Annotated in this window: 20 protein-coding genes; 1 reads left to right on the top strand and 19 read right to left on the bottom strand. The window is 67.9% G+C overall.

Annotated features, from left to right (window positions below; translation table 11 throughout):
* Positions 1 to 13: 13 nt before the first annotated feature.
* The 6 genes from GO606_RS04420 to GO606_RS04395 are packed head-to-tail and all read right to left on the bottom strand — an operon-like array spanning position 14 to position 6,850.
* The gene (locus tag GO606_RS04420; protein ID WP_169118801.1) at positions 14 to 1,270 is read right to left on the bottom strand and encodes an amidohydrolase family protein; all 1,257 of its coding nucleotides are present in this window, start codon (positions 1,268 to 1,270) and stop codon (positions 14 to 16) included.
* 4 nt (positions 1,271 to 1,274) lie between these two features.
* A complete protein-coding gene (locus tag GO606_RS04415) occupies positions 1,275 to 2,162 on the bottom strand; it encodes a dihydropteroate synthase (RefSeq protein WP_169118800.1) in 888 nt (295 codons plus the stop codon).
* Positions 2,163 to 2,183: 21 nt separating this feature from the next.
* Complete coding sequence (locus GO606_RS04410; protein WP_169118799.1) at positions 2,184 to 4,022, bottom strand: ASKHA domain-containing protein; 1,839 nt, start codon at positions 4,020 to 4,022, stop codon at positions 2,184 to 2,186.
* Positions 4,023 to 4,049: 27 nt separating this feature from the next.
* Positions 4,050 to 4,718 carry a hypothetical protein gene (locus tag GO606_RS04405; RefSeq protein ID WP_169118798.1) on the bottom strand — a complete coding sequence of 223 codons (669 nt, stop codon included), beginning with the start codon at positions 4,716 to 4,718 and terminating at the stop codon, positions 4,050 to 4,052.
* Between the two features lie 29 nt (positions 4,719 to 4,747).
* A complete protein-coding gene (locus GO606_RS04400) occupies positions 4,748 to 5,407 on the bottom strand; it encodes a cobalamin B12-binding domain-containing protein (RefSeq protein ID WP_211166647.1) in 660 nt (219 codons plus the stop codon).
* A 30-nt stretch (positions 5,408 to 5,437) separates the two neighbouring features.
* Positions 5,438 to 6,850: a methylenetetrahydrofolate reductase C-terminal domain-containing protein gene (locus GO606_RS04395; RefSeq protein WP_169118797.1), complete on the bottom strand. Its 1,413-nt coding sequence runs from the start codon at positions 6,848 to 6,850 to the stop codon at positions 5,438 to 5,440.
* A 613-nt stretch (positions 6,851 to 7,463) separates the two neighbouring features.
* Between GO606_RS04395 and GO606_RS04390 the strand changes: the two genes are divergently transcribed.
* On the top strand, positions 7,464 to 9,692 hold the full coding sequence (locus GO606_RS04390) for a DUF6351 family protein (RefSeq protein WP_169118796.1): 2,229 nt from the start codon (positions 7,464 to 7,466) through the stop codon (positions 9,690 to 9,692).
* Between the two features lie 66 nt (positions 9,693 to 9,758).
* On the opposite strand, the gene GO606_RS04385 is transcribed toward GO606_RS04390, so the two are convergent.
* The 13 genes from GO606_RS04385 to GO606_RS04325 form a co-directional block, all read right to left on the bottom strand.
* Complete coding sequence (locus tag GO606_RS04385) at positions 9,759 to 10,688, bottom strand: SphA family protein (RefSeq protein ID WP_169118795.1); 930 nt, start codon at positions 10,686 to 10,688, stop codon at positions 9,759 to 9,761.
* Positions 10,685 to 11,554: a metallophosphoesterase gene (locus GO606_RS04380; RefSeq protein WP_169118794.1), complete on the bottom strand. Its 870-nt coding sequence runs from the start codon at positions 11,552 to 11,554 to the stop codon at positions 10,685 to 10,687. Before GO606_RS04380 ends, GO606_RS04385 begins: the two co-directional genes overlap by 4 nt.
* Positions 11,555 to 11,585: 31 nt before the next feature.
* Complete coding sequence (locus GO606_RS04375; protein ID WP_169118793.1) at positions 11,586 to 12,884, bottom strand: phenylacetate--CoA ligase family protein; 1,299 nt, start codon at positions 12,882 to 12,884, stop codon at positions 11,586 to 11,588.
* Between the two features lie 50 nt (positions 12,885 to 12,934).
* The gene (locus tag GO606_RS04370) at positions 12,935 to 13,402 is read right to left on the bottom strand and encodes a pyridoxamine 5'-phosphate oxidase family protein (RefSeq protein ID WP_169118792.1); all 468 of its coding nucleotides are present in this window, start codon (positions 13,400 to 13,402) and stop codon (positions 12,935 to 12,937) included.
* 9 nt (positions 13,403 to 13,411) lie between these two features.
* Positions 13,412 to 13,960 (bottom strand): NUDIX hydrolase, encoded by a 549-nt coding sequence (locus GO606_RS04365; RefSeq protein ID WP_169118791.1) that lies wholly within the window; start codon positions 13,958 to 13,960, stop codon positions 13,412 to 13,414.
* Between the two features lie 20 nt (positions 13,961 to 13,980).
* Positions 13,981 to 14,421 (bottom strand): DUF120 domain-containing protein, encoded by a 441-nt coding sequence (locus tag GO606_RS04360; RefSeq protein WP_169118790.1) that lies wholly within the window; start codon positions 14,419 to 14,421, stop codon positions 13,981 to 13,983.
* Positions 14,415 to 15,017, bottom strand: a complete 603-nt coding sequence (locus tag GO606_RS04355; RefSeq protein WP_169118789.1) for a UbiX family flavin prenyltransferase — start codon at positions 15,015 to 15,017, stop codon at positions 14,415 to 14,417. The genes GO606_RS04360 and GO606_RS04355 overlap by 7 nt, the downstream gene beginning before the upstream one ends.
* Before the next feature lie 13 nt (positions 15,018 to 15,030).
* Positions 15,031 to 16,377: a UbiD family decarboxylase gene (locus tag GO606_RS04350; protein WP_169118788.1), complete on the bottom strand. Its 1,347-nt coding sequence runs from the start codon at positions 16,375 to 16,377 to the stop codon at positions 15,031 to 15,033.
* A gap of 71 nt (positions 16,378 to 16,448) precedes the next feature.
* Complete coding sequence (gene ppcG, locus GO606_RS04345) at positions 16,449 to 16,706, bottom strand: phenylphosphate carboxylase subunit gamma (protein ID WP_169118787.1); 258 nt, start codon at positions 16,704 to 16,706, stop codon at positions 16,449 to 16,451.
* A gap of 9 nt (positions 16,707 to 16,715) precedes the next feature.
* Positions 16,716 to 18,176, bottom strand: coding sequence for a phenylphosphate carboxylase subunit alpha (gene ppcA / locus GO606_RS04340; RefSeq protein WP_169118786.1), 1,461 nt, complete (start codon positions 18,174 to 18,176; stop codon positions 16,716 to 16,718).
* 50 nt (positions 18,177 to 18,226) lie between these two features.
* Entirely contained in the window at positions 18,227 to 18,736 is a 510-nt protein-coding gene (ppcD, locus tag GO606_RS04335; protein ID WP_169118785.1) for a phenylphosphate carboxylase subunit delta, read from the bottom strand.
* 64 nt (positions 18,737 to 18,800) lie between these two features.
* On the bottom strand, positions 18,801 to 20,219 hold the full coding sequence (gene ppcB, locus GO606_RS04330; protein ID WP_169118784.1) for a phenylphosphate carboxylase subunit beta: 1,419 nt from the start codon (positions 20,217 to 20,219) through the stop codon (positions 18,801 to 18,803).
* A gap of 57 nt (positions 20,220 to 20,276) precedes the next feature.
* Complete coding sequence (locus GO606_RS04325; RefSeq protein ID WP_169118783.1) at positions 20,277 to 20,945, bottom strand: CBS domain-containing protein; 669 nt, start codon at positions 20,943 to 20,945, stop codon at positions 20,277 to 20,279.
* Positions 20,946 to 20,954: the final 9 nt, after the last annotated feature.

Here is a 20,954-nt window from a genome sequence, read left to right as displayed (position 1 = left end):
GCCGCCGCTTGTTTCAGGCTTCCGCCAGCCACGTCCGGCTGCGCTCCGTTGCGCCCGGGCGCGTTGTCACGCCAAGAGGCGACGCGAGCCGCCGGCCGTCGCGGAACACCACGACCGGCTCGCGCAGCGCGCCGAAACGCTCGAATGGCGACGCCCTGAGCAGCACCGCGTCGAACGCCGCGCCTGCGGCGAGCAGCGCCGGTTCGCCCCAGTGACGCCGGGCCGCCGCGGTCGCCGCGCGCAGCACTGCCGCCACCGACAGCCCGGCTTCGTGCAGCCACTGCAGCTCGTCGAGCAGCCCGGCGCCATGGCCGACGCCGTGGCTTCCGGCGTCGGAGCCGCACAGCAGCGTGACGCCCGCGTCGTCGGCGCGCACGAGGTTTTCCGCATGTTCGCCGAGGATGCGGGCGATGTTGTCGACGGTCTGCGGTGACCACCCTGCGACTTCGGGGCGCGCCCACTGGAAATGCACCGGCGCGAAGGTCGGCGTCCACGCGATGCCGCGCTCGGCCATCGCCCGGACCCTGTCGCGCGTCATGAAGAAACCGTGCTCGATCGAATCCACTTTCGCCGCGATCGCGACATCGAGCCCGGCCGTCCCGCTGCAGTGCGCGAATACGCGTTTGCCGAGCGCGTGCGCGGTGCGCACGACCAGCCCCGCCGACTCCACGTCGAATTGCGGCTCGCCGGCGACGCAGCCGGCGTCGAAATCGATGATGCCGGTGAGGATCAGCTTGATGTCGTCGCAGTCGGCGGCAAGCTCATGCACTGCGGCGACGATCTCGTCGCTGTCGGCGACGTCCCGCCCCATGAACGCGCCATAGCGCTTCGGGCGCTTCAGCCCGAGGCCGGCGGAACGTACTGCCGGCAGGCCGGCGTCCCGTTCCGCGGCCGCCGTCCGCAGGCGGTGGTTGATGCCGAAGCGGTCTCCCGCGTCGCGCACCGTCGTGATGCCGCACGCGAGCGTCGCCGCCGCGTTGTGCGCCGCCACCGCGAGCATCTCGTCGAGCGGCGCCTTCAAGTAGTCCGCACGTCGCGTCGCGTCGAGCTGGGTGCCATCGAGGAACAGGTGCACGTGGGCGTCGACGAGGCCCGGCATCAGGAATGCCGCGCATTGCGGCGTCGCGGCCGGGGGCGCGACGAGCGCGAGCTGGGCTGCCGGCAGGATTGCGGCGATCCGCCCCTCGGTGATCAGGAAGCCGTATGGGCCGTGCTCGTGGTGGCGCTCGCCGTCGAAGTAGCTGTCGACAATGATGGTTTCGGTCGGCATCGCGTCACGCCTTGTAGAACTTGCGCACCGCGCGCAGCGCCTGGCTGCCTTTCTGGTCGAGGAAGTGGCGGTAGGTCGTCAGTACGTAGTCGTCCTCGGGCAGCGGGTGATAGCCGCGCCACGGCGTGCCGAGCACGGTGTCGAAGCCGAAAGGCACCGCGAGCGTGAGGAAGGCGTTCTCGAGGCAATGCTTGAGGTCCGAGCCGTCGGCGGCTTTCGCCGGCAGCTGCTGGCCGATGTTGGACAGCCCGCCGGTCATGTGCAGGCCTTCGAGGTCCGGGTCGGTGCCGATCAGCCGCACCGCGTCGAGCGTGGCGCGGTTGAGGCCTTCAGTGTCGGCGATGATCGCGCTGACCGACAGGTCAATGTAGATGTGATCCATCGGCATGCCGCAGTCGTCGCGCAGGCGCAGCGCCGCGCGCCGCGCCGTCGAGGCGATATCCTCGGCGGTCTTGTTGTTCTTCGCGACGCCATCGACGACGCTCTCCGAGGCCATGACCATGACCTTGAACGGATGCTCGCGGTACAGGTCCATCGCGTCCCAGCGGTGCTCGGTGATGGAATTGACGATCGCCAGCTCGCCGCCCGCCGCGTCACGGTCGTAGGTTTTCAGGCACAGTTCGAAAAGCTCGGTGTTCGGCACGTCGAAGGACAGCGGCACGTCCACGACGTCCTGGATCGCCTGGATCACGTCGGTCAGGAACGGGCGGTCGGTCATCGCCTGCGAGCCGACATTCACGTTCAGGTACACCGCTCCGGCCTCGACCTGCCTGATGGCCAGCGCCTGGATGCCGGGAATGTCGCTGTTGTCGAACAGCGCCCGCGTGCTCTTGAAGCCGGGGTTGATGCGCTCGCCGATGATCCGGATGTCGAAGCTGTTGCCTGTCGTCACGATCTTTCCTCCGTGTGTGCTTCAGTGGAATCCAATGTTGTGCATGAACGCCCGCTGGAACTGCGCGCGCGTGCTCATCTCGACATAGCGGCAGCCGGCGGCGAGCTGCCGTGCGCGGCTGCGGGCTGCCGTGCTGGCGAGCATCTGCCGCACGCCGGCGCCGGCCGCGTTGCCGACCTGGACGAAACGCTCGCGCGGCAGATCCGGGAACATGCCGATCGCGACCGCGCTGTCGATGTCGATGTAGGTGCCGAAAGCGCCGGCGATGATGAAGCGCCCGATCGCCGGCGCCTCGAGCCCGGCGTCGGCGAGCAGCAGGTCGACGGCGGTGCGGATCGCGGCTTTCGCGAGCTGCACCGCGCGCACGTCGGCCTGGGTGAAATGGACGCCGGGGGCGAGCACCGCGAAGCGTTCGCCGTCCTGTCCGCCGACGTCGCGGTGCGGCGCCTGGATGCGCCCGCGGCGATCGACGATGCCGGCGCGGCGCAGCGTCGCCAGCGTGTCGAGCACGCCCGAGCCGCACAGGCCGAGCGGCGCCTTGCCGCCGATCGTGCGCACCGCGAGGCGGCCGCCGTCGAGACCGACGCGTTCGATCGCGCCTTCGGCGGCGCGCATGCCGCACGAGATGTGGCCGCCTTCGAGCGCCGGCCCCGACGGGCTCGACGCGGACAGGAAGACGCCGTCGTGGATCAGCGAGATTTCGGTGTTCGTGCCGATGTCCATCACGAGACTCGTCGCGGCGGCGCGCCAGTGGCTTTCGGTCGCGAGCAGCGCGGCGACATGATCGCCGCCGACGAAGCCGCCGACGTTCGGCGCGACGTGGACATACGCGCCGGGGCTCACGGCGAGGCCGAACTCGCGCGCCTTGACGTCCATGGCGTCGCGCACCGCCGCGACGAACGGCGCGCGGCCGAGTTGCCGCACCGGCAGCCCGAGCAGCAGGTGATGCATCGCAGTGTTGCCGCAGACGACGACGTCGACGATTTCGGTCGCTCTCGCGCCGACCGCGGCACACAGGTCATGGGCGAGCGCATCGATCACGGCGAGCGCCGCCGCGCGCAGTTCGTCGGCCGCCTCCGCTGGCCCGCCGACGGTGTAATCGATGCGGCTGATCAGGTCCGCGCCCCATGCGACTTGCGGGTTTTCGAGGCCGAGGCTGGCCAGGCGCGTGCCGTTTTGCAGATCGACGAGGAAGCCGGCCGCGTTGGTCGTGCCGAGGTCCACAGCAAGCCCGAGCATGCGGCTGCCCGGCGGGGCGACATCGATCAGCTCGGAGCCTCTCAGGCACAGGCGCAGCGACCAGGCGGCGTCGCGCAGCATCTGCGGCAGCTGCCGCGCGGCGACCAGGTCGACCGTGCCGATCGACGGCGCGCCGGGCGTGTCGAGCGGCACGGCGAGCGCGCGGATCACGCGGTCGATGTCGGCGACATTGTCGGCGAGCGTCGCTTCGGCGACGTGCACCTCGCGGCTCACGACCGCCGCGTCGAGGCGCAGGAGGTCGGCGTCGCCGTCGCCCGCGACGTCCGCGCGCGCGACCGGTGCGAGCGAGCGCGGCGCGACTTCGACGGTGCAGTTGCTGCGGGCGCGAACCCGGCAGGCGCGGACCCATTTCTTCCGGTTTGCCGGCGCGGCGGGCGACGGGGCGGCGGGATCGGCATGATCGGCTTCGATCTCGCCGTCACTGATGTGCACCATGCACGCGCCGCAGGTGCCGCGGCCGCCGCACGCGCCGACGATGCGAATGCCGTGGCGCCGCGCGCTCTGGAGGACCGTCTCGCCGCCGCTCGCGGTAATGGCGCGGCCGAGCTGCGGGAAGTTCAGCGTCAGTGCCCGCGCGAACGGTTTGTCACGACTGGTCATGGAGGCTCCGCAGCGTTTTCGTCAGGATCAGGCGGCCGCAGCCACTGCCGCGCCGTGCCGGCATCTTGCGCGGGAGCGGCAGTGCTGGCAGCGCGACCACGATACGGCCGGCAGGTCGATGCCGACGCCGAGCACCATCGACGTCGATTTGTGCGGGCGCATCAGCAGGCCGGCGTTGAGCTCGATGCCGATCGCGGCGGCATCCGCGAGCCGCAGCACGGCGGCCTGGGCGTCGAGCGCGAGGCCCGGATCGCCGGGGCGCAGCTCGCCCGCCATCGTGAGCGCCCGGCGCCTCGCGTCGGCGAGCATGCGGTCCTGCGCGATGCGGGAGACTTCGAACAGCAGCTCGTTGCCGAGTTGGTCGAGCGCCAGCGCACGCGACGCCCGGCGCGCGGCGACGAGGCTCGCGACGCGCCTCTCGATGCCCGCGCCGATGGTGCAGCTCGCGCAAGCCAGTGCGGTCAACCGTCCCGATTCGGGCAGCAGCCACGGCGCATGGAAGGCCTCACCGCCCGCGCGCAGCCACTCACCCGCCGGCGCGTCGAGCGCGACGATGCGGTAGCTGTAGGCGGCTTCGACGAGCCCTTCGTCGCGCGCGAGATCGAGGACTTCGCGCCGCAGCCGGCTGTGGCTCGCCGATCCTTCCGGCAGGCCGTCCACCGCCTTCAGCACGTCGAAGCCGCGCGCGCAGGGCATCCGGGAATCCGTCTCGCCGCCGGCCGCGATCACGCGGCGACGCCGATCCAGCCCTTGCTCAGCGTCACCGCATCGACGGCGTTGACGCCGAACGCGTCGGCACGGGTGTAGGTGCACACCGCGTTGTCGATCTGCCCGCCGCCGATCATGATCTTGCGCCCCTCGCGCAGGCCCGCCTGCTCGATCGCCTCGATCGTCTCCTTCATCGAGTCGAACGCGAGCGTCAGAAAGCCGCTCAGCGCGACGACCTGCGGATCGAACTCGCGGATCGCGGCGAGGAACTCCGCGACCGGCACGTCGATGCCGATGTCCTTGACCTCGAAGCCGTTGATGTCGAGCATGAAGCCGACGATGTTCTTGCCGATGTCGTGCAGGTCGCCGTGCACGGTGCCGAGCAGCACGCGGCCGAGCTTCTGCGCGCCTTCGCCGTCCTCGCTGATCAGCGGCTTGGCCAGCGCGCCGATGGTCTCGAGCATCTCGCCGGCGAGCACCAGCTCGGGCAGGAAGTACTCGCCCTGCTCGAAGCGCCTGCCGACCTCGTCCATCGCCATGCGGCAAAGCTCCAGCACGCGCAACGGGTCCGCTTTCTCGTCGAACAGCATCTTCTTCGCGAGTTCGAGCGCGTCGTCCTCGTTCATGTCGGCGAGCCACTCCACGAGCAGTGTTTCCTGATCGGTCATCGCGTTCATTCGGGTTTCCTCCTCAATCGACACGGGATTTCAATGGACTTGCAGGGCTGGCCGGCGGCGCAGGCCCGAAGCGGCGATGATGTCCGCCAGCACGTCCTCGTTCTTGTGGCCCATCAGGTGCACGCCCGCCACGCCGTCGATCTGCGTCAGCGCGCGGATGGTTTCGAGGCACACGCGGCGTCCTTCCTCCTTCTGGTCGCGGGCCGCGGCGATGCGTCGCAGCGTCGCTTCCGGGACGTGCACGCCGGGCACGTGCGCGGCCATCCACTGCAGCGCGCGGGCCGAGCCGAGCGTACCGACGCCGACGATGATGCGTGCGCGCCGGTGCAGCTCGCGGGCGCGTACTTCGCGCATGAAGTCTTCGAGCAGGTCGAGGTCGAAGCAGAACTGCGTCTGGATGAACTGCGCGCCCGCGTCGATCTTCTTCTCGAGGTTGATGATGCGCTCGCGGTGCGGCGGCACGAACGGGTTCGCGGTCGCGCCGACGAAGAGGTCCGGCGGCGTGTCGAGCCTGCGGCCGGAGGCGAACGTGCCGCCGTCGCGCATGCCGCACGCGGTGCCCAGCAGCGACACCGCGTCGAGGTCGAACACCGGCTTCGCTTCAGGCTGGTCGCCGCGGCTGACGTCGTCGCCGGTCAGGCACAGGATGTTGCGCACGCCGAGCGCGGCGGCGCCGAGGATGTCGCCCTGGATCGCGATGCGGTTGCGGTCCCGACACGTCACCTGGTAGATCGGCGTCATGCCGGCGGCCACCAGCAGCGCGGAGGCGGCGACGCTCGACATGTGGCAGTTGCCGCCCGCGCCGTCGGTGATGTTGATCGCGTCGACGAGTCCCCGGAAACGGGCCGCGCGCTGCAGCAGCGCAGCGGGGTCGGCGGAGTCCGGCGGGCCGACTTCGACCGTCACGAGGAAGCGGCCGGAGGCGCAGGCGCGCTCGAAAGCGCCCGCCGGATGCGCCGGGCGCGGTGCGCGCGCAGCCGGCGGTGCGGGAGTTTGCGGCGTCTCGGCGGCGATCACCTGGATCCACGTCGACTGGCCGCGGCGGCGGTGATCGAGCGGTGCCAGCCGGGTTGCGGGGAGTCGCTGTCCGTACGCGATGCGCCTGCGCCCGTCGGTCGCCTCGAGCCACACGCAGCGCATTCCCGGCACAACTTCGCAGCCGCCGTCCGGCCGCACGCCGCCGCACGGGCCGTTTCGCATCTGCTTGCCGCAGTTCATCGGACAGGCCATGCCCGTCGATGACAGCACGCACTGGCCGCACATGCGGCAATCGAAGAGGAAGGCCTTGGCGGCGCGCTCGATCGGCGCGAGCAGCCGTTCGGCCGGCGCTCGCCCGACGAGCCGCAGGCCGGCCCGGGCGACCGGCATGACGGCCAGCACCGCGCGGTAGACGCGCGCCAGCGCCGAGGCGCGGCGTACCGACCAGCGCCGCATGAGCATCATGATCCGGCTCCCGCGGGCGGTACAGCGCCGGTCAAGCGCCGTCCCCTGTTCCACGCTGCGCCTGCTTCGACCGGTTTCGCTGCATGCATAGAACCCCGCCCCCGAACGTCGTGAAGCCTTCAGGATCCGCGCGGAACGGGAGGCCCCGGCCGTGCCCGTCCCGCGCTTTCCAAATCCCCGACGGTGCCGGGGTCATCGCTAAGTTAAAGGGCGGGGTAGGGTTTGTAAATTCGATCGGCCGGATTGTGGATATCGAATTTTTGGATCTGGCTGCGCGCTTTCGAACGGCGAGCGATGGCGCGCGCCGCCCGGCTTGTCGCCGCGGAAAAGCGGCTGGGCCCGGCGGCGTGTCCTAATATTGGAAGGCGACGGCGGCAGGCCGAAGCCGACCGGCGCATGCGACGGCGAGCGATTGCCGAGTCAGTGAGGGAGTGGATGATGCATACGACTACACCGCCGGTGCCGGGGCCGCAGCCTGACCCGGCACCGGAGCCCGACCCCGTGCCGGACCCGAGCAAGGATCCGGATCCGGAAACGGACGACGACACCGCGCAAGTGACCCGCGAACACGTAAAGAAAGGGTCCTGATCGATTCACTCGCATAGGGGGGAATATGCCGGCGAAAGGGTGGGTGTGGTTGAGCTTGCTGCTGACGGCCACGCTGCCCGCCGGGTCCTCCGCGCCGCCGAAGGCGCAAAGTCCGATCGTGGTCGGCTTGCCGGCCGGCTTCGATGCGAAGGCGCCCGCCGCACCCTACGACGGACCGCACCCGTCGCGGCTGCAGCGCCCTGCCGAGACGTTCCGGTTTCCGATAAGGCTCGGCGAGGTGGGGCCGGGCGAAGCCCTGTTTGCCGGTCCCAGGCAGTATCCGTTTGTTTGCGACACCGAAGCTTCCGGCCTGGGCCAACCGCTGGTGGACAATCATGCCAGGGTCGGCACGCCGGTCGTCTCGAAGGCCGCCACGGTCTTTGCGAACCCCGCGCCGATCGGTTACAGCCAGGATTGTCTGGTGCGCACCCGGGCCTGGTATTACTACAAGCCCCGCGACAAGGAAAAATTCGAGCGGTGGTCGGAGGTGGTGCGGGACGTCGACAGCGTCAGCATCAACGGTGCCCAGGTGCCGTTCATCGTGCGCGTGGAAATGGGCACGATCAACCGTTTCATCTACGTCATCGCGGCGCTGAAGGGGCCTCATGAAACCCTCGCTGCCCCGAGTGCCGCGCACTGGAACGGCCGCCTGATCTACCAGTTTTCCGGTGGCGTCGGCATCGGGCACCGGCAAGGCAGGGTGAAGCCGTCGAGGGTCCTCGAGGGGCGGCGCGAGCAACTGGCGCAGGGCTATGCGGTGGTCGCGTCGACCGGCACGACGACTTCCACCCATTACAACATCTGGCTGGCCGAAGATACCGCGTTGCGCGTAAAGCGCCAGTTCGTCGCGCTGTACGGCGAACCGGATTACACGATCGGCGTGGGCGGGTCCGGTGGTGCGATTCAGCAGTATCTGTTGGCCCAGAACCGTCCCGGCCTGATCGATGCGGCGATCGCGCAGTATTCGTATCCCGACATGGTCACCCAGACCATCTGGGCGCTCGATTGCGAACTGCTTGAGTATTACTTCGACAGGACCGACCGCCGCAATCCGCTGTGGCACCAGGCCGAACATCGGCAATGGGTCGAAGGTCTCAACGCCAGCAACGATTACCAGGGTGAGGGCAGGGCAAGAAGAATCGCGACGACCACCCGGCTCGCCCTGCTGGCCGGCGAGCGTCGGCTGGCGGACGCCGAGGGCCAGACCGAATGCGTGGTCGGCTGGCGCGGGCTGACGCCGCTGGTGCTGAACCCGCGCTTCGCGTTCATCGAAGACCGGCTCGCCAGACGGGTGTTCAGGCGCGTGCAGTGGAGCTATTTCGAGGATCTGAAGGATTTCTACGGCACCGATGCGCACGGATATGCGCGCATCCCGTGGGACAACGTGGGGGTCCAATACGGCCTGCGGGCGCTGCAGCGCGGGCAGATCGACGCCGAGCAGTTCCTGCGCCTCAATGCCCGTGTCGGCAGCTGGAAGCCCGTCGCCGAGATGGAGCGCGAGCGTTTCTGGATCCTGCGCGGGGCCAGCAGTGATCTGCAGGATTTCTCGCCGTGGAGCGCGCACAACATGAATCGCGGCAAGACCCGCGACGCGCCGGCGCCGCGCTTCGAGGGCGACCGCCTGGCGATGGCAGCGGCGTATCGATCGGGCCAGGTCTTTCTGGGGCGGCTCGACATTCCGGTCATCGACGTGCGCCACTATCTGGAACCGGTGCTGGACATGCACCATGCTTCGGCGTCCTTTTCGGTGCGCGCGCGGCTCCTTGCGGCACAGGGAGATGCGGGAAACCAGGCGATCTGGGTCAGCGACAGGAAGCACGATCCGACCCCCGAGGCCTTCGCCGCGATCGAGCGATGGCTCGCGGCCAAGCGGGCACGTCCCGAGCAGTCCTGGTCCGCGCTGCGTCCGGCGGCCGCGAGCGATCGTTGTATCGATGCGCAGGGCAAGACGATGTTCAGCGGCGATCGGGTATGGGACGGCGAATGGAACCAGCGTCCGCCCGGCCCGTGCATGCGCGCCTATCCCATCTACGGCAATACGCGCATCGTCGCGGGCGACACGATACGCGGCGATCATTTCAAGTGCGCGCTGCAGACGGTCGGCGAGGCGCTGGATGCCGGGCTCTACGAACCGATCGACATGCGTCCCTACCGGGCGCGACTGGAGCGGATCTTTCCGCAGGGCATCTGTGACTACCGGCAGGCCGATCAGGGCCGCCCGGCCGATCTGCCGGGGGCGGACGGCACCGGCTGACAGCCTGCCGCCTGCCCGCACAAGAGACTGCGGTGCGCTGTGCAACCCCGCGCGCCGCAGCCTTGCTCAGAACGGCGTCACGAGCTTGAACCAGGCCTTGTCGCCGCGGAAACGGTTTTCGGCTTCGGTTTCGTGCTGCCATTGTGCGACGAGCATCGTGCCGCCTTTCGTCGTGTAGCTGACGCTCGGGCCGATCGCAAAGACTTCGCCCTTGCGGCCCTTGGACCACGGGCCGAGCGCCGACGAGATTGCGTCGCCCTCGAGCTCGTCGTCGGTCGTCTGCTTCACGTAGTAGCCCGACAGGCCGACGCCCCACGGGCCGAAGCGCTTGCCGGCGAGGTAGTCGATGTGGAGCTCGTCGCCGGACTCGTAGTCCATTTTCGGTGCGCCGGGCGCGGGGCGGAAGTCGTTGTTCTTCGCCTTGATGTTGTACATGAACTTCGTTGATACCTCCCAGCCTTTCTCGTTGAGCCACGTCACCGCGAACACCGGCTCGACGCTCCAGTAGTTCGCGCCGATGCTCTTGGTCGGCTCGCCGGATTCGTACTTGCCGGTCGGCGCGTAGAAATCGAGTGCGAAAAGCCAGTGGAAGTTGCCGGCGTGCCATCCGAGCGTGAAGGGCGAGAAGATGATGTCGCCGAGACCGGAGACCGTGTCGCGCACGCCGCCGAGTTCGGTGCGCTGATGCACGATCGGGACAATCGCGTGCACCGTCCAGTTGGCGCCGAAAATCTTCTTGTTGGTGACCTTGACCCAGCGCAGCGCGTCGAACCACACTTCGACCGACGCGCCCCGCACTTTGTCGCCGCTGCCGTCGCGCAGATCCCCTTCGTAATAGCCGAAATAGTTGAGGAAATAGTCTCCCGGCGGCGGCAGCGCGCCGGCGAACCAGTTCTCGCTGCCGTGCGGGTACTGGTCGGCGCCTTCCTTCGCGCTCGCGGCGCCGACCGTCAGCCCGGCGACGGCCAGCGCGATGCCGATGTGCTTGAGTGTCATGTTTCCTCCTTGATTGTTTTGGTGTGCTGCGGTGCGGTGGTTGGCACGAATCGGGGCGACGCGCCCCTGGCCTCGGCCGGGCCATTTCCAATCTCGGTCTGCAGGAAAGCGCGTTCGGTGCCGTCGAGCACGGCGCACGTGAGTATGCCGCTGCGGTAGGCGCCGGTGTCGATGCCGATGCGGTTGTGGCGGATGTCCGGCGCGGGCGAGATGCTGTGGCCGTGGACGACGATCGCGCCGTGGTCCGCGGCGGATTCCAGGAAGCGGCTGCGGATCCACATCAGGTTGCTGTCGCACTGATCGTCGACCGGCACGCCCGGCAGCACGCCGGCATGCGCGAAGAGGTAATCGCCGTCGCGATGGCTCGTCGCGAGGCCGCGCAGGAAGGTGCGGTGTGCGGCCGGGACGGTGGCGAGCAGGCGGTGGCGCGCGTCGGCGAGCGTCGCGTCGTCGCGCGCGGTGGAATCTTCGAGGAAGACGTCGTAATGCGCGAGCGCCTCGACGCCGCCGTGGTCGAGCCACTGCGCACCGTTCGCGAAGTCGCCGTCGAGAAAGCGCAGCAGCAGGTCTTCGTGGTTGCCTTTCAGCGGGACGATCTCGAAGCCCGGCGGCCGCCATTCGATCAGCCGCTCGACGACCTGACGCGAGTCCGGGCCGCGGCTGACGTAGTCGCCGAGATAGATCACCTTGCGGCGCGCGGCGCGGCGCAAGCGGGCGTCGAACAGGATGCCTTCGTGGATCGCGTCGAGCAGCGCCCAGCAGCCGTGCATGTCGCCGATCGCATAGACGACGGTGCCGGGCGAAGTCGCGCCGACCGGTGCGACCTCGCCCGGCGGCGGCGCGCACGACGACCATTTCAATGTCATCGGCGGCCGGCCGGCCACTTCGTCCGTGGCGTCACGAAGCACGGTTCACGTGGAAGCGCTTCGCCTTCATGTCGAAGCGCGGCAGCATGTTGCGGCCGACGTCCTTCACGCGCGGGCGGAACGCGAGCATCGCGTCGAGCCGCTCGGCGATCGCCTGTACGATGCGCGGGTCTGAGCCTTCGCGCAGCTCGACTTCGATGTCCATCTCGTCCATCTGCTTGACCTTGTTCACCGTGATGCGGAATTCATCGACTTCGGCGAACTTGCGCAGGATGTTCTCGACGCCGGCCGGGAAGACGTTCACGCCGCGCACCGTGACCATGTCGTCCGCCCGGCCGAGGATGCCGCCGGTAAAGCGCAGAAAGCTGCGGCCGCAGCCGCAGGGCGAGAGATCGGTCTCGACAAGGTCACCGGTGCGGTAGCGCACGAGCGGAAAACCCCAGCGGCCGAGGTTCGTGATCACGAGTTCGCCGCGCTGCCCGGGCGCGACCGCTTCGAGCGTCTCGGGGTTGATGACTTCGACGATGAACTCGCTCTCGATGACGTGCGTGCCGCCGGGCTGGACTTCGCATTCGAACGAGTGCGCGCCGATCTCGGACGCGCCGGCGTGGTCGAAGCACTTCGCGCTCCACGCGCCCTCGATGCGGTTCTTCGTCGCCGGGATGTTCGCGCCCGGTTCGCCCGCATGGACGGTGGACTTCATCGGGATCGCGGAGAGGTCGAAGCCGGTCTCGCGCGCGACTTCGGCGAGTCGCAGCGCGTAGGTCGGCGTACAGCACAGCACGGTCGCGCCGGTGTCGCGCATCAGTTCGAGCCGCTGCGCCGAATCCCGCCCGCCGCCCGGAATCATCACCGCGCCAAGCTTGCGCGCGCCTTCCATTGCGGCCCAGAAGCCGATGAACGGGCCGAACGCGAACGCGAGGAACACGCGGTCGGACGAATTCACGCCTGACCCGGCGAGCACGTGCGCCCAGCACCGCCCCCACCAGTCCCACGAATCCGCGGTGTCGAGCACCTTGAGCGGGACGCCGGTGGTCCCGGAGGTCTGGTGCAGCCGCACGTATTGCTCGATCGGGTAGGTCAGGTTGGTACCGAACGGGCCGTTCGCCGCCTGGTCTTCCATCAGCTCGCATTTCTTCGTCAGCGGCAGCTTCGCGAGGTCGGCGAGCGAGCGGATATCGCCGGGCTCGACGCCGGCGGCGCGCCACTTGTCGGTGTAGAAGCGGTTCTTGCCCCACAGCTCGGCCGACATCGCCTGCAGCTTCGACAACTGCAGCGCGGCGAGCTGTTCGCGCGGGAGGGTTTCGGTGGCTTGATCGAAATACGACATGGGTAAATTCCTGAAGGTCTGAACGAGGTGCCGGTAAGGCGTGGCGTTTGTTACTTCGCGAAATCGCGCATTTCGGTGAATACCGACTGTTCCATCTTCGTCAGCGCGTCGCGCTGGGCGGCCGGCCATTCGTAGGTGAAGGGCTTTGCCGTCACTCCCGGGAAGGACTGGTCGCGGGCGCCGATGACATCCAGCTCGAACAGCGCCATGCGCGCGGGCGATGCGGCGTTGATGTGCTCCTTGAGGAAACGCGTCGTGCCCTTGACGAGGTAGGCGAGGTTGTCCGGGCCGATGATGTGCACCGCGGCCTGCGAGGTGCGCTGCAGGTTGCCGTAGCCGGACCCGCCCTCGTCGGCGCCGAAGCGCAAGCGCTTGCCGTCGAGGGCCACGGCCCATGTATAGGCCGAACTCGGGTAGCCGTCGGCGCCCGTCGTCAGCAGCAGCGCCGGTCCGCCGCGGCGAAGGTAGTCCAACAGCTTGGCGGGCATGTCGGGGGTAATCACGTTTGCACTGGTCATGTTCGTCTCCTAGCTCCTCATCATCTTCTTGGCGCCGGTACGGCGCCCCCACTTCCACGGGGCGGTCACCCCCTGGATGACCCTGAAAAACCATTGGTCGATCGCCTCGCCGCGTTCGGGCGGGCGTTGCATCGGCAGCTGTCCCGGCGCGACGAGGCAGATTTCCCCGGCGTCGTCGCCGGCCACCGGCTCGCCACCGATCGAATGCGCGCGATAGGCGAGGATCACGGCGCGCACGTCGGCCTGCGAATACACGCCGATCAGCCCGTCGACGGCGACCTCGAGCCCGCTTTCCTCGCGCGCCTCGCGGATCACCGCCTCTTCGAGCGATTCGCCCTGTTCGACGTAGCCCCCGGGCGGCGCCCAGTAGCCCGCGAGCGGATCGAGCTTGCGGCGGATCAGCACGAGCCGGTCCGCGTGCTCGATCACGGCCAGCACGACCGGCGCGGGCTTGTGGAAAAAGGTCTCGCCGCAGGCGGGACAGGTCTCGCGTTCGCGGCCGTGAATCTTCGCGAGGACCAGCGGCGTGCTGCATTGCGGGCAGAACTTCGGGGCCATCTTGGTGCTCCTTGAAGGGGTCAGGCGGCCGCCGCGTCGTCGCGCGCGACGGGCAGGGCGAGGTCGAGACGCAGGTTCACGAGGTCGCCGTCGGCGAGTCCCAGCGTTTCGCGGATCGACACCGGCGCGACGATCTCGAACTTGTCCGGCGGATAGTCGTTCATGTCGGGCAGCACCAGCGCGCCGGAAAGGCGCCCCGCGATGCGCACCGGGAAGCACTTTGCCGCGCAGAACCCGTCAGCCGGTGTGATGGCGATACCGCTCGCGGCGAGCAGCCGCCGGCGCAGCGCCTCCCAGCGCATGCCGTGCATGCGCAGGTTGAAGGTGCCGGGCCACGGGATGAAGCCGAGCTTCTTGCGAAACTCCACGATCACCCAGTCGATCGCCGTGAAGCGCGAGCCTTCGCCGAGCCCCGGCGCGACTTCGCCTTCGAGTTCGAGGCTGGTGGCGGTGGTCAGCATGCCGGCTGCCCCTGGCGCGACTTCGCGAACTCGCGTTCCTCGTCGCCCGTCCAGCGACCGAACAGGTCTATGTCGAGGTCGAACTGGTCGAGCACTTTCGTCACCGACTGGTTGATGATGTCGTCGAGCGTCTTCGGCCGGTGGTAGAACGCCGGCAGCGGCGGCACGAGCACCGCGCCGGTCTCGGTGACCTGCGTCATCAGGCGCAGGTGGCCGAGGTGCAGCGGCGTCTCGCGAAGCATCAGCACGAGCTTGCGGCGTTCCTTCAGCGTGACGTCGGCGGCGCGGATCAGCAGGTTCGTGTTGAACGAGTTTGCGACCGCGGACAGCGTCTTGATCGAGCACGGCGCGATGATCATGCCGGCGTGGCGGAACGAGCCGCTCGCGATCGAGGCGCCGACGTCGTTGATGTCATGGACGCAAGAGGCGAGGCACTTGACGTCGTTGATCGAGTAATCGGTCTCGTAGGCGATCGTGCGCTTCGCCGAATCCGACATCACGAGGTCGGTTTCGACGCCGATGCGCTTGAGCACTTCGAGGATGCGGATTCCGTAGATCGCACCGCTTGCTCCGGAAATGCCGACGACGATTCTCATGGTGCTGTCTCCGTTATTTGTGCAGCGTGGCGAGCAGGGCCTGCGCCTTCGCGAGTGCGGCGGCGGGAAGCGTGATGCGGTCGAATTCGGGGCCGGCGCCGCGCGTCGCGATGAAGCCCGCTTTCGAGCCCGCGCTGCTGCCCGCCGATGAAGGGTCGATGACGTAGCCTTCGGCGCCGCCGAGGATCACGGTGTCGCGTTCGGGCAGGTAGCGCGTCGCCATCGCCCAGGCGACTTCGCGCGGGTTGCGGATGTCGACGTCGTCATCGACGACGGTGACGGTCTTGAGACGCTTGTCCAGGTTCAGCGCGAGCATCACGAGGCGGCGCGCCTCGTGCCGCGGGCAGCCCTTCACCGCGATCGCGGCCGAGAAGCCGGCGGTGCCCGATGTGAGGTCGAGATCGACGACGCCCGCGACCATCGTCTGCAACTGGCCGAGCAGTTCGGTACCGGCCGCGAGCGACAGCAGCGTATCGACATCGCCCGACCACGGGCACAGCCCCGGATAGATGAAGTTGTCGCGGTGCGTGACCGCGCTGATTTCGATCACCGGGCTGACGTTCGTGAAGTAGTAGCCGGTGTTCTCGCCGAACGGGCCTTCGCTCTCACGCACGCCCGGCAGGATGCGGCCTTCGATGACGATCTCGGCGCGCGCCGGGACTTCGACCTCCACGCTGCGCGCGCGCACCAGCTCGACCGGCTCGCCGCGCAGGCCGCCGGCGACGGCCATCTTGTCCGGCCCCTGCGGGCCGCTGCGCACGACCGACGCGAGCAGCGTCGCGGGCTCCAGCCCGAGCGCGATCGCGACGTCGAGCGGCCGGCCGAGGCTTTCGGCGTTGGCGTGGAACTGCGACAGCGGCGGGTTCGCGAGCAGCACGCCGAGCCGGCGGCCGCCCTTGACCATCAGGCGATGGATGCCCATGCCGCGACGGCCGGTCGCCGGGTCGGTGCACAGCACGACGCCGGTCGTGATGAAGGGGCCGCCGTCCTTCTCGTGATGAGTCAGTACCGGCAGCAGCGACAGCAGATCGTCGGGGGATTCGTGCACGACCTCCTGCACCGGCGCGCTCTTCGCGACGACCGGCGCGATCGCGCGCTGCTTGTTCGCGAGCCAGGCCTGCGCGAGCCGGTCTTCCGTCGTGCCGAAAGCGCGCGCGACGCGGCGGCGGGCGCCGAACAGGTTGCCGGCGACGCGCGCGCCGGGGTAGCCGCGCACGTTCTCGAAGAGCGCCGCGGGCGCGTCGGCGGGCAGGCTGCGCAGCACCGCCGCAATCTCGAACTGCGGGTCGAACTCGTCGCGCACGTGCAGCAGGTCGTCGCCGAGGTCGGCCAGGAAGCTGCGCAGGTCGGGGTAGGCCATCGTCTTCGTGTTCCGTTCGATGATGCGTGGAGGGTTCGGGCGAGCCTCGCGGCCCGCCCGGTTCGGAGTGCTTACCGGTACTGCGCCGGCAAGCGCTCGACGCGCTCGATCACGCGGATCGAGAACTTCCGGTCACTCAACTGCCCGCGCCCGAGCCGCACCTGCAGGCTGTCGGCGAACTGGTCGAGCTTGCTCGATACCTCCACCTTCGCGCGCTGGTAGGTGTACTTGTGCAGCCCGTCGTTGAGCGTGCGGATCGTCAGTTCCAGCTCCTTGCCCTCGGCGAGTTCCCCGAGGTCCATCACGAACACTTCCCACTTGTTTGCCATGACCGCTCCTTATTTCTTCGCGCCGCGGAAGCCGTAATCGGCCCAGTTGTTGACGACCTTCTCCTGGATGTCCTTGGGATAGACATTCTTGAAGCTGACGACCGTGGGCACGTCGTTGGTCTTGTCCCAGTCGACCGGCCACAGGCAGTCGAACAGCACCTTCGAGCCGATCGAGTACTTGCGCTCGTGCGGGGTCGCGTGCGGGTAGAGCGCGGTGCCGGTCGTGTTCTTGAAGACGTGGATGCCGCGCTCCGGATTGCAGCGCGTGCAGAACGCGTGATAGACCTCGTCCCAGTTGAAGATGTCGGTCTGGTCGTCGACCACCATCACCATGTGGAACCACGGCCCGAGCTTGGAGCCGAACGCGAGCTGCGCGATCTGCATCGCGATGCCGGCGTAGGTCGGCTTCACGCCGACGATCATCATGTGGTGCGTCGAGCGCGGGTGCATGTAGACGCCGGTCACCGGGATGCCCTGGCTCTTCAGCAGCTTCTCCAGCTCCAGTCCGAGCGAGAACGAGCGCAGCAGCTGCCCTTCATCCTGCGGCACGCCCATGTTCGAGATCGTCATCGTCGCGTTGTTGCGATAGGTGATCGCATCGACGCGGAAGGTCACGCGGAAGTCGCGCGGGCTGGTGCGGTAGCCGGTGTATTCGCCGAACGGGCCTTCCTCGACCTTGTAGTCGGGCAGGATCATGCCCTCGATGATGATCTCGGCGTCGGCCGGCACTTCGAGGTCGTTCGTCTCGCACTTCACGAGCCGCACCGCCTCGCCGGCGAGCATGCCGGTCAGCTCCGGCTCGGGGATCGGGCTCGGCGCGCACGCGGCCATCGCGGCCAGCGGCGACAGGCCGATCGCGGTCGCGAAGGGGCAGCCTTCGCCGCGCGGCAGGTAATAATCCGTCAGCGTCTTGCCGAGGTCGGAGAAGGGGAACACCGCGCCCGACATCGTGCGGCCGTCCCACATCATCTGGCGGTACATGCCCCAGTTCACGTCGCCCCGTACCGGATGCTTGGTGATGACGCCGTGCCAGGTGCCGACGTAGCGCCCGCCGTCGCCGTCATGCACCAGCGGCACCGGCAGCTTGCACAGGTCGACGTCGTCGCCGAGCAGGATGTTCTCCTTGCACGGCGCATCGCGGCGGTCGACGATGACCGGTGCGATCGGCTCGCTGTTGGTGCGCTTGAGGTACTCCGCGCCGATCTGCGGCAAGGTCGAGGCCGGGTCCATGCCGAGCGCGATCGCCATGCGCCGATAGGTCGACAGCGGCGCGCCGAAATAGCTGAAGCCCGGGTAGTCCTTGATGTTCTCCATGAAGGGTGCGGCTTCGCCGAGCTCGCACACGCGGCGCACGATCGCGCCGGCCTCGTTGTCCCAGTCCACTTCCTGCTTGATGCGTACCGCATCGCCGGACGCGACGCACGCGTCGATGAATTCGCGGTTGTTCTTCGGTGCCGAAATCTTTGCCACGTCGATCTCCTTGCTGTGGATGGAAGCGATTCGAAAAGGTGTTGAACCGTTCAGTGGATCTTCGCGAGCACCGCGTCCCACTTGCCCTGCGCCTTGAGGATCAGCTCGGCGACTTCGCGCACCGCACCGTGGCCGCCGCGCGCCGTCGTCACGTAGGTCGCGGCTTCCTTGACGTCGGCGACCGCGTCGCCGACCGCGACCGCGAGCCCGACGCGCTTCATCATCGACAGATCGACGAGGTCGTCGCCGACGTAGCAGACTTCGGCGTCGGAAATGTTCATCTCCTCGAGCATCTGCGCATACGGTTCGGTCTTCTTCTTGATCCCTTCGTAGAAGCGCTTGATCTTCAGCTCCTCGGCACGATGGCGCACCGCGCCGGACTTCTTCGACGTGATGATCGCCACGTCGATGCCGCACAGCTGCAGCACGATCACGCCCATGCCGTCCTTGATGTCGAAGTTGCGCGATTCGATGCCGTCGTCATTGATGACGATACGGCCGTCGGTCATCACGCCGTCGACGTCGAGGATCACCAGCTTGATGTTCTTTGCCTGTTCCATGTTTCCATATCCTCGGTGAGGCCGCCTCGCCGGACGGCCGTTGCGTGTCGGTGGTAGTTGTCGCTCAGTCGATGCCGTACTCGTGCCAGCGGGCGCGGATCTTGGCGAGCATTTCCTCGTCCATGCGCGCCTCGACCGGCTTCTGTTTCCACTCGTACGGGATGCACGCGTCCATCAGGATGCGCGACGTCGTGAGCTTGTCGCCGTCCGGGTCGAGCGCCGGGTCGAGCGGCGTCGAGCGGCCGCGCTTGATGAGTTCGGTGCCGCGCATCGGGTCGTAACGGCACGACAGCGCCCAGAACACGCGCTGCAGGTCATCGGCCTGGATGTCCTCATCGACCGTGATGACGCCTTTGATGCCGTAGCTGCCGGTGTTGCTGCCGATCACTGCGTCGGCGACCTGGCGTGAGTGGCCGGGGTAGGACTGCTTGACCGACACGACGGCCCAGAAGCGGCCGGCGGACTCCGGCAGCACGCACACCGAGCTGATGCCCGGCACGCGCATCTGCTCGAGCTCCGTCCACAAGGTCGCGGTGCGCGTGAAGGCGAGCAGCATATGCACGTCGGTCACCGGCCGGCCCTGGCCGGTCGCCCACAGGATCGGGTTGTTGCGGTGCAGGATCTGTTTGACTTCGAGCACCGGCTTCGGGATCGGCTTGTGCAGTTCGTCGGTGTAGTAGCCGGTGTATTCGGCGAACGGCCCTTCCGGCAGGAAGGCGTTCGGGTCGATCTCGCCTTCGAGGACGATCTCGGCGCCGGCCGGCACCGGCAGCCCGGTCAGCGGCGCCATCAGGAACTCGGCCTGCTGGCCGCGCACCGTGCCGGTGATGTCGAAGTCGCTCGCACCCTTGTGCATCAGCGTGCCGGCCATGAAGATCAGCGGGTCGCAGCCGATGATCGCCGCCGCGGGCATCTTCTTGCCCATCTTCGCGTACTTCTTCATGATCCGCTCGCCGCGCTTGCCGGGCAGGATCTGCACACCGCAGCGCTTGTCGTCGAGCATCTGCATGCGATACGTGCCGAGGTTCACCTCGCCGGTCTCGGGGTCCTTCAGCACCACCGACACCATCGTGCCGATGTAGCGCCCGCCATCGAGCGGGAAGAACTTCGGCACCGGGAACATGTTGAGATCGACCTTGTCGCCGCTGAGCACGTTTTCCAGCACCGGCCCGTCCTTGACTTCCTTCGCCTTGATCAGGCCTTCGGAGGTGATCGTTTTCTTCATCCACTGCTGCGCCGATTCGCACAGCGTCAGGTCGTGCGGCAGGCCGAGCATGATCGCGAGGCGCTTGGTCGTCGCGAACGCGCCGGTGAAGACCGGAGTGTCATAGCCCTTGACGCTCTCGAACAGCAGCGCCGGGCCCTTCTTCTCCTCGGTCAGCTTGGAGACGTGCGAGATCTCCAGATTCCAGTCGACTTCGGTCGTGACGCGCTTGAGCTCGTGGGCTTCGGCGCACTGGTTGATGAAATATCTCAGGTCCATTCGAAAACTCCTTGGTGAGTGACGGTGCAAGTCAGCGGAAGGGGGTTCAATGAGGGTTCAATGCATTGCCTGGACGGATTCGATGACTTCGAATCCTGCGCGTCCGAGTGCGCAGATCACCGTGTCGGTATCTGCGGCGTGAAAGCGGACGATCACTTTCTTGGCGTGCGACGCGGAGGACGCGTTCAGGTGGCCAATGCTGATCGGATAGATCGCGAGCAGTTCGGCGTTCGCCGCCTCGACGATGTCGGCGATGCGCCCCATCGTTCCCGGCTTGAGTTCCATCGGCGCGAGCGTCACGCCGCTGCGCTTTTCCCAGGCGCCGAGGAAATGCGCCGCCAGCGAATACATCTCGATCGCCGAGATCATGCCGACGACATTGTCGCCGTCCATCACCGGCAACTGGCCGACGCCGTGCTCCTGGCCGATCTGCAGGCAGTGCTCCATCGTGTCGTCGGCGTCGATCGTCGCGGGGTTGCGGACCATGATGTCCTTGACCTTGACGTGATTCGAGAAATAGCTGAGCTCGTCGGTGTCCTGGGTGCGCAACGCGGCGTGCGCGGCGCGCAGGCAGCTGGCGCGCGTGATGAGGCCACGCAGGCGGCCGTCATCGACGACCGGCAACGCGTGGACATTGGCTTCCGACAGGATCCGCTTCGCCTCGGACAGCAGCGTGTCGCCGGTCAACACGGTCGGATTCGGCTGCATCCAGTTACGTACGATCACTTTGGTCGT

Source organism: Aromatoleum anaerobium (genome assembly GCF_012910705.2).
In the GTDB taxonomy this organism is placed as follows: domain Bacteria; phylum Pseudomonadota; class Gammaproteobacteria; order Burkholderiales; family Rhodocyclaceae; genus Aromatoleum; species Aromatoleum anaerobium.
Note: the sequence above shows the minus strand (reverse complement) of the source record. Positions and strands in the feature narration are given on the sequence as shown.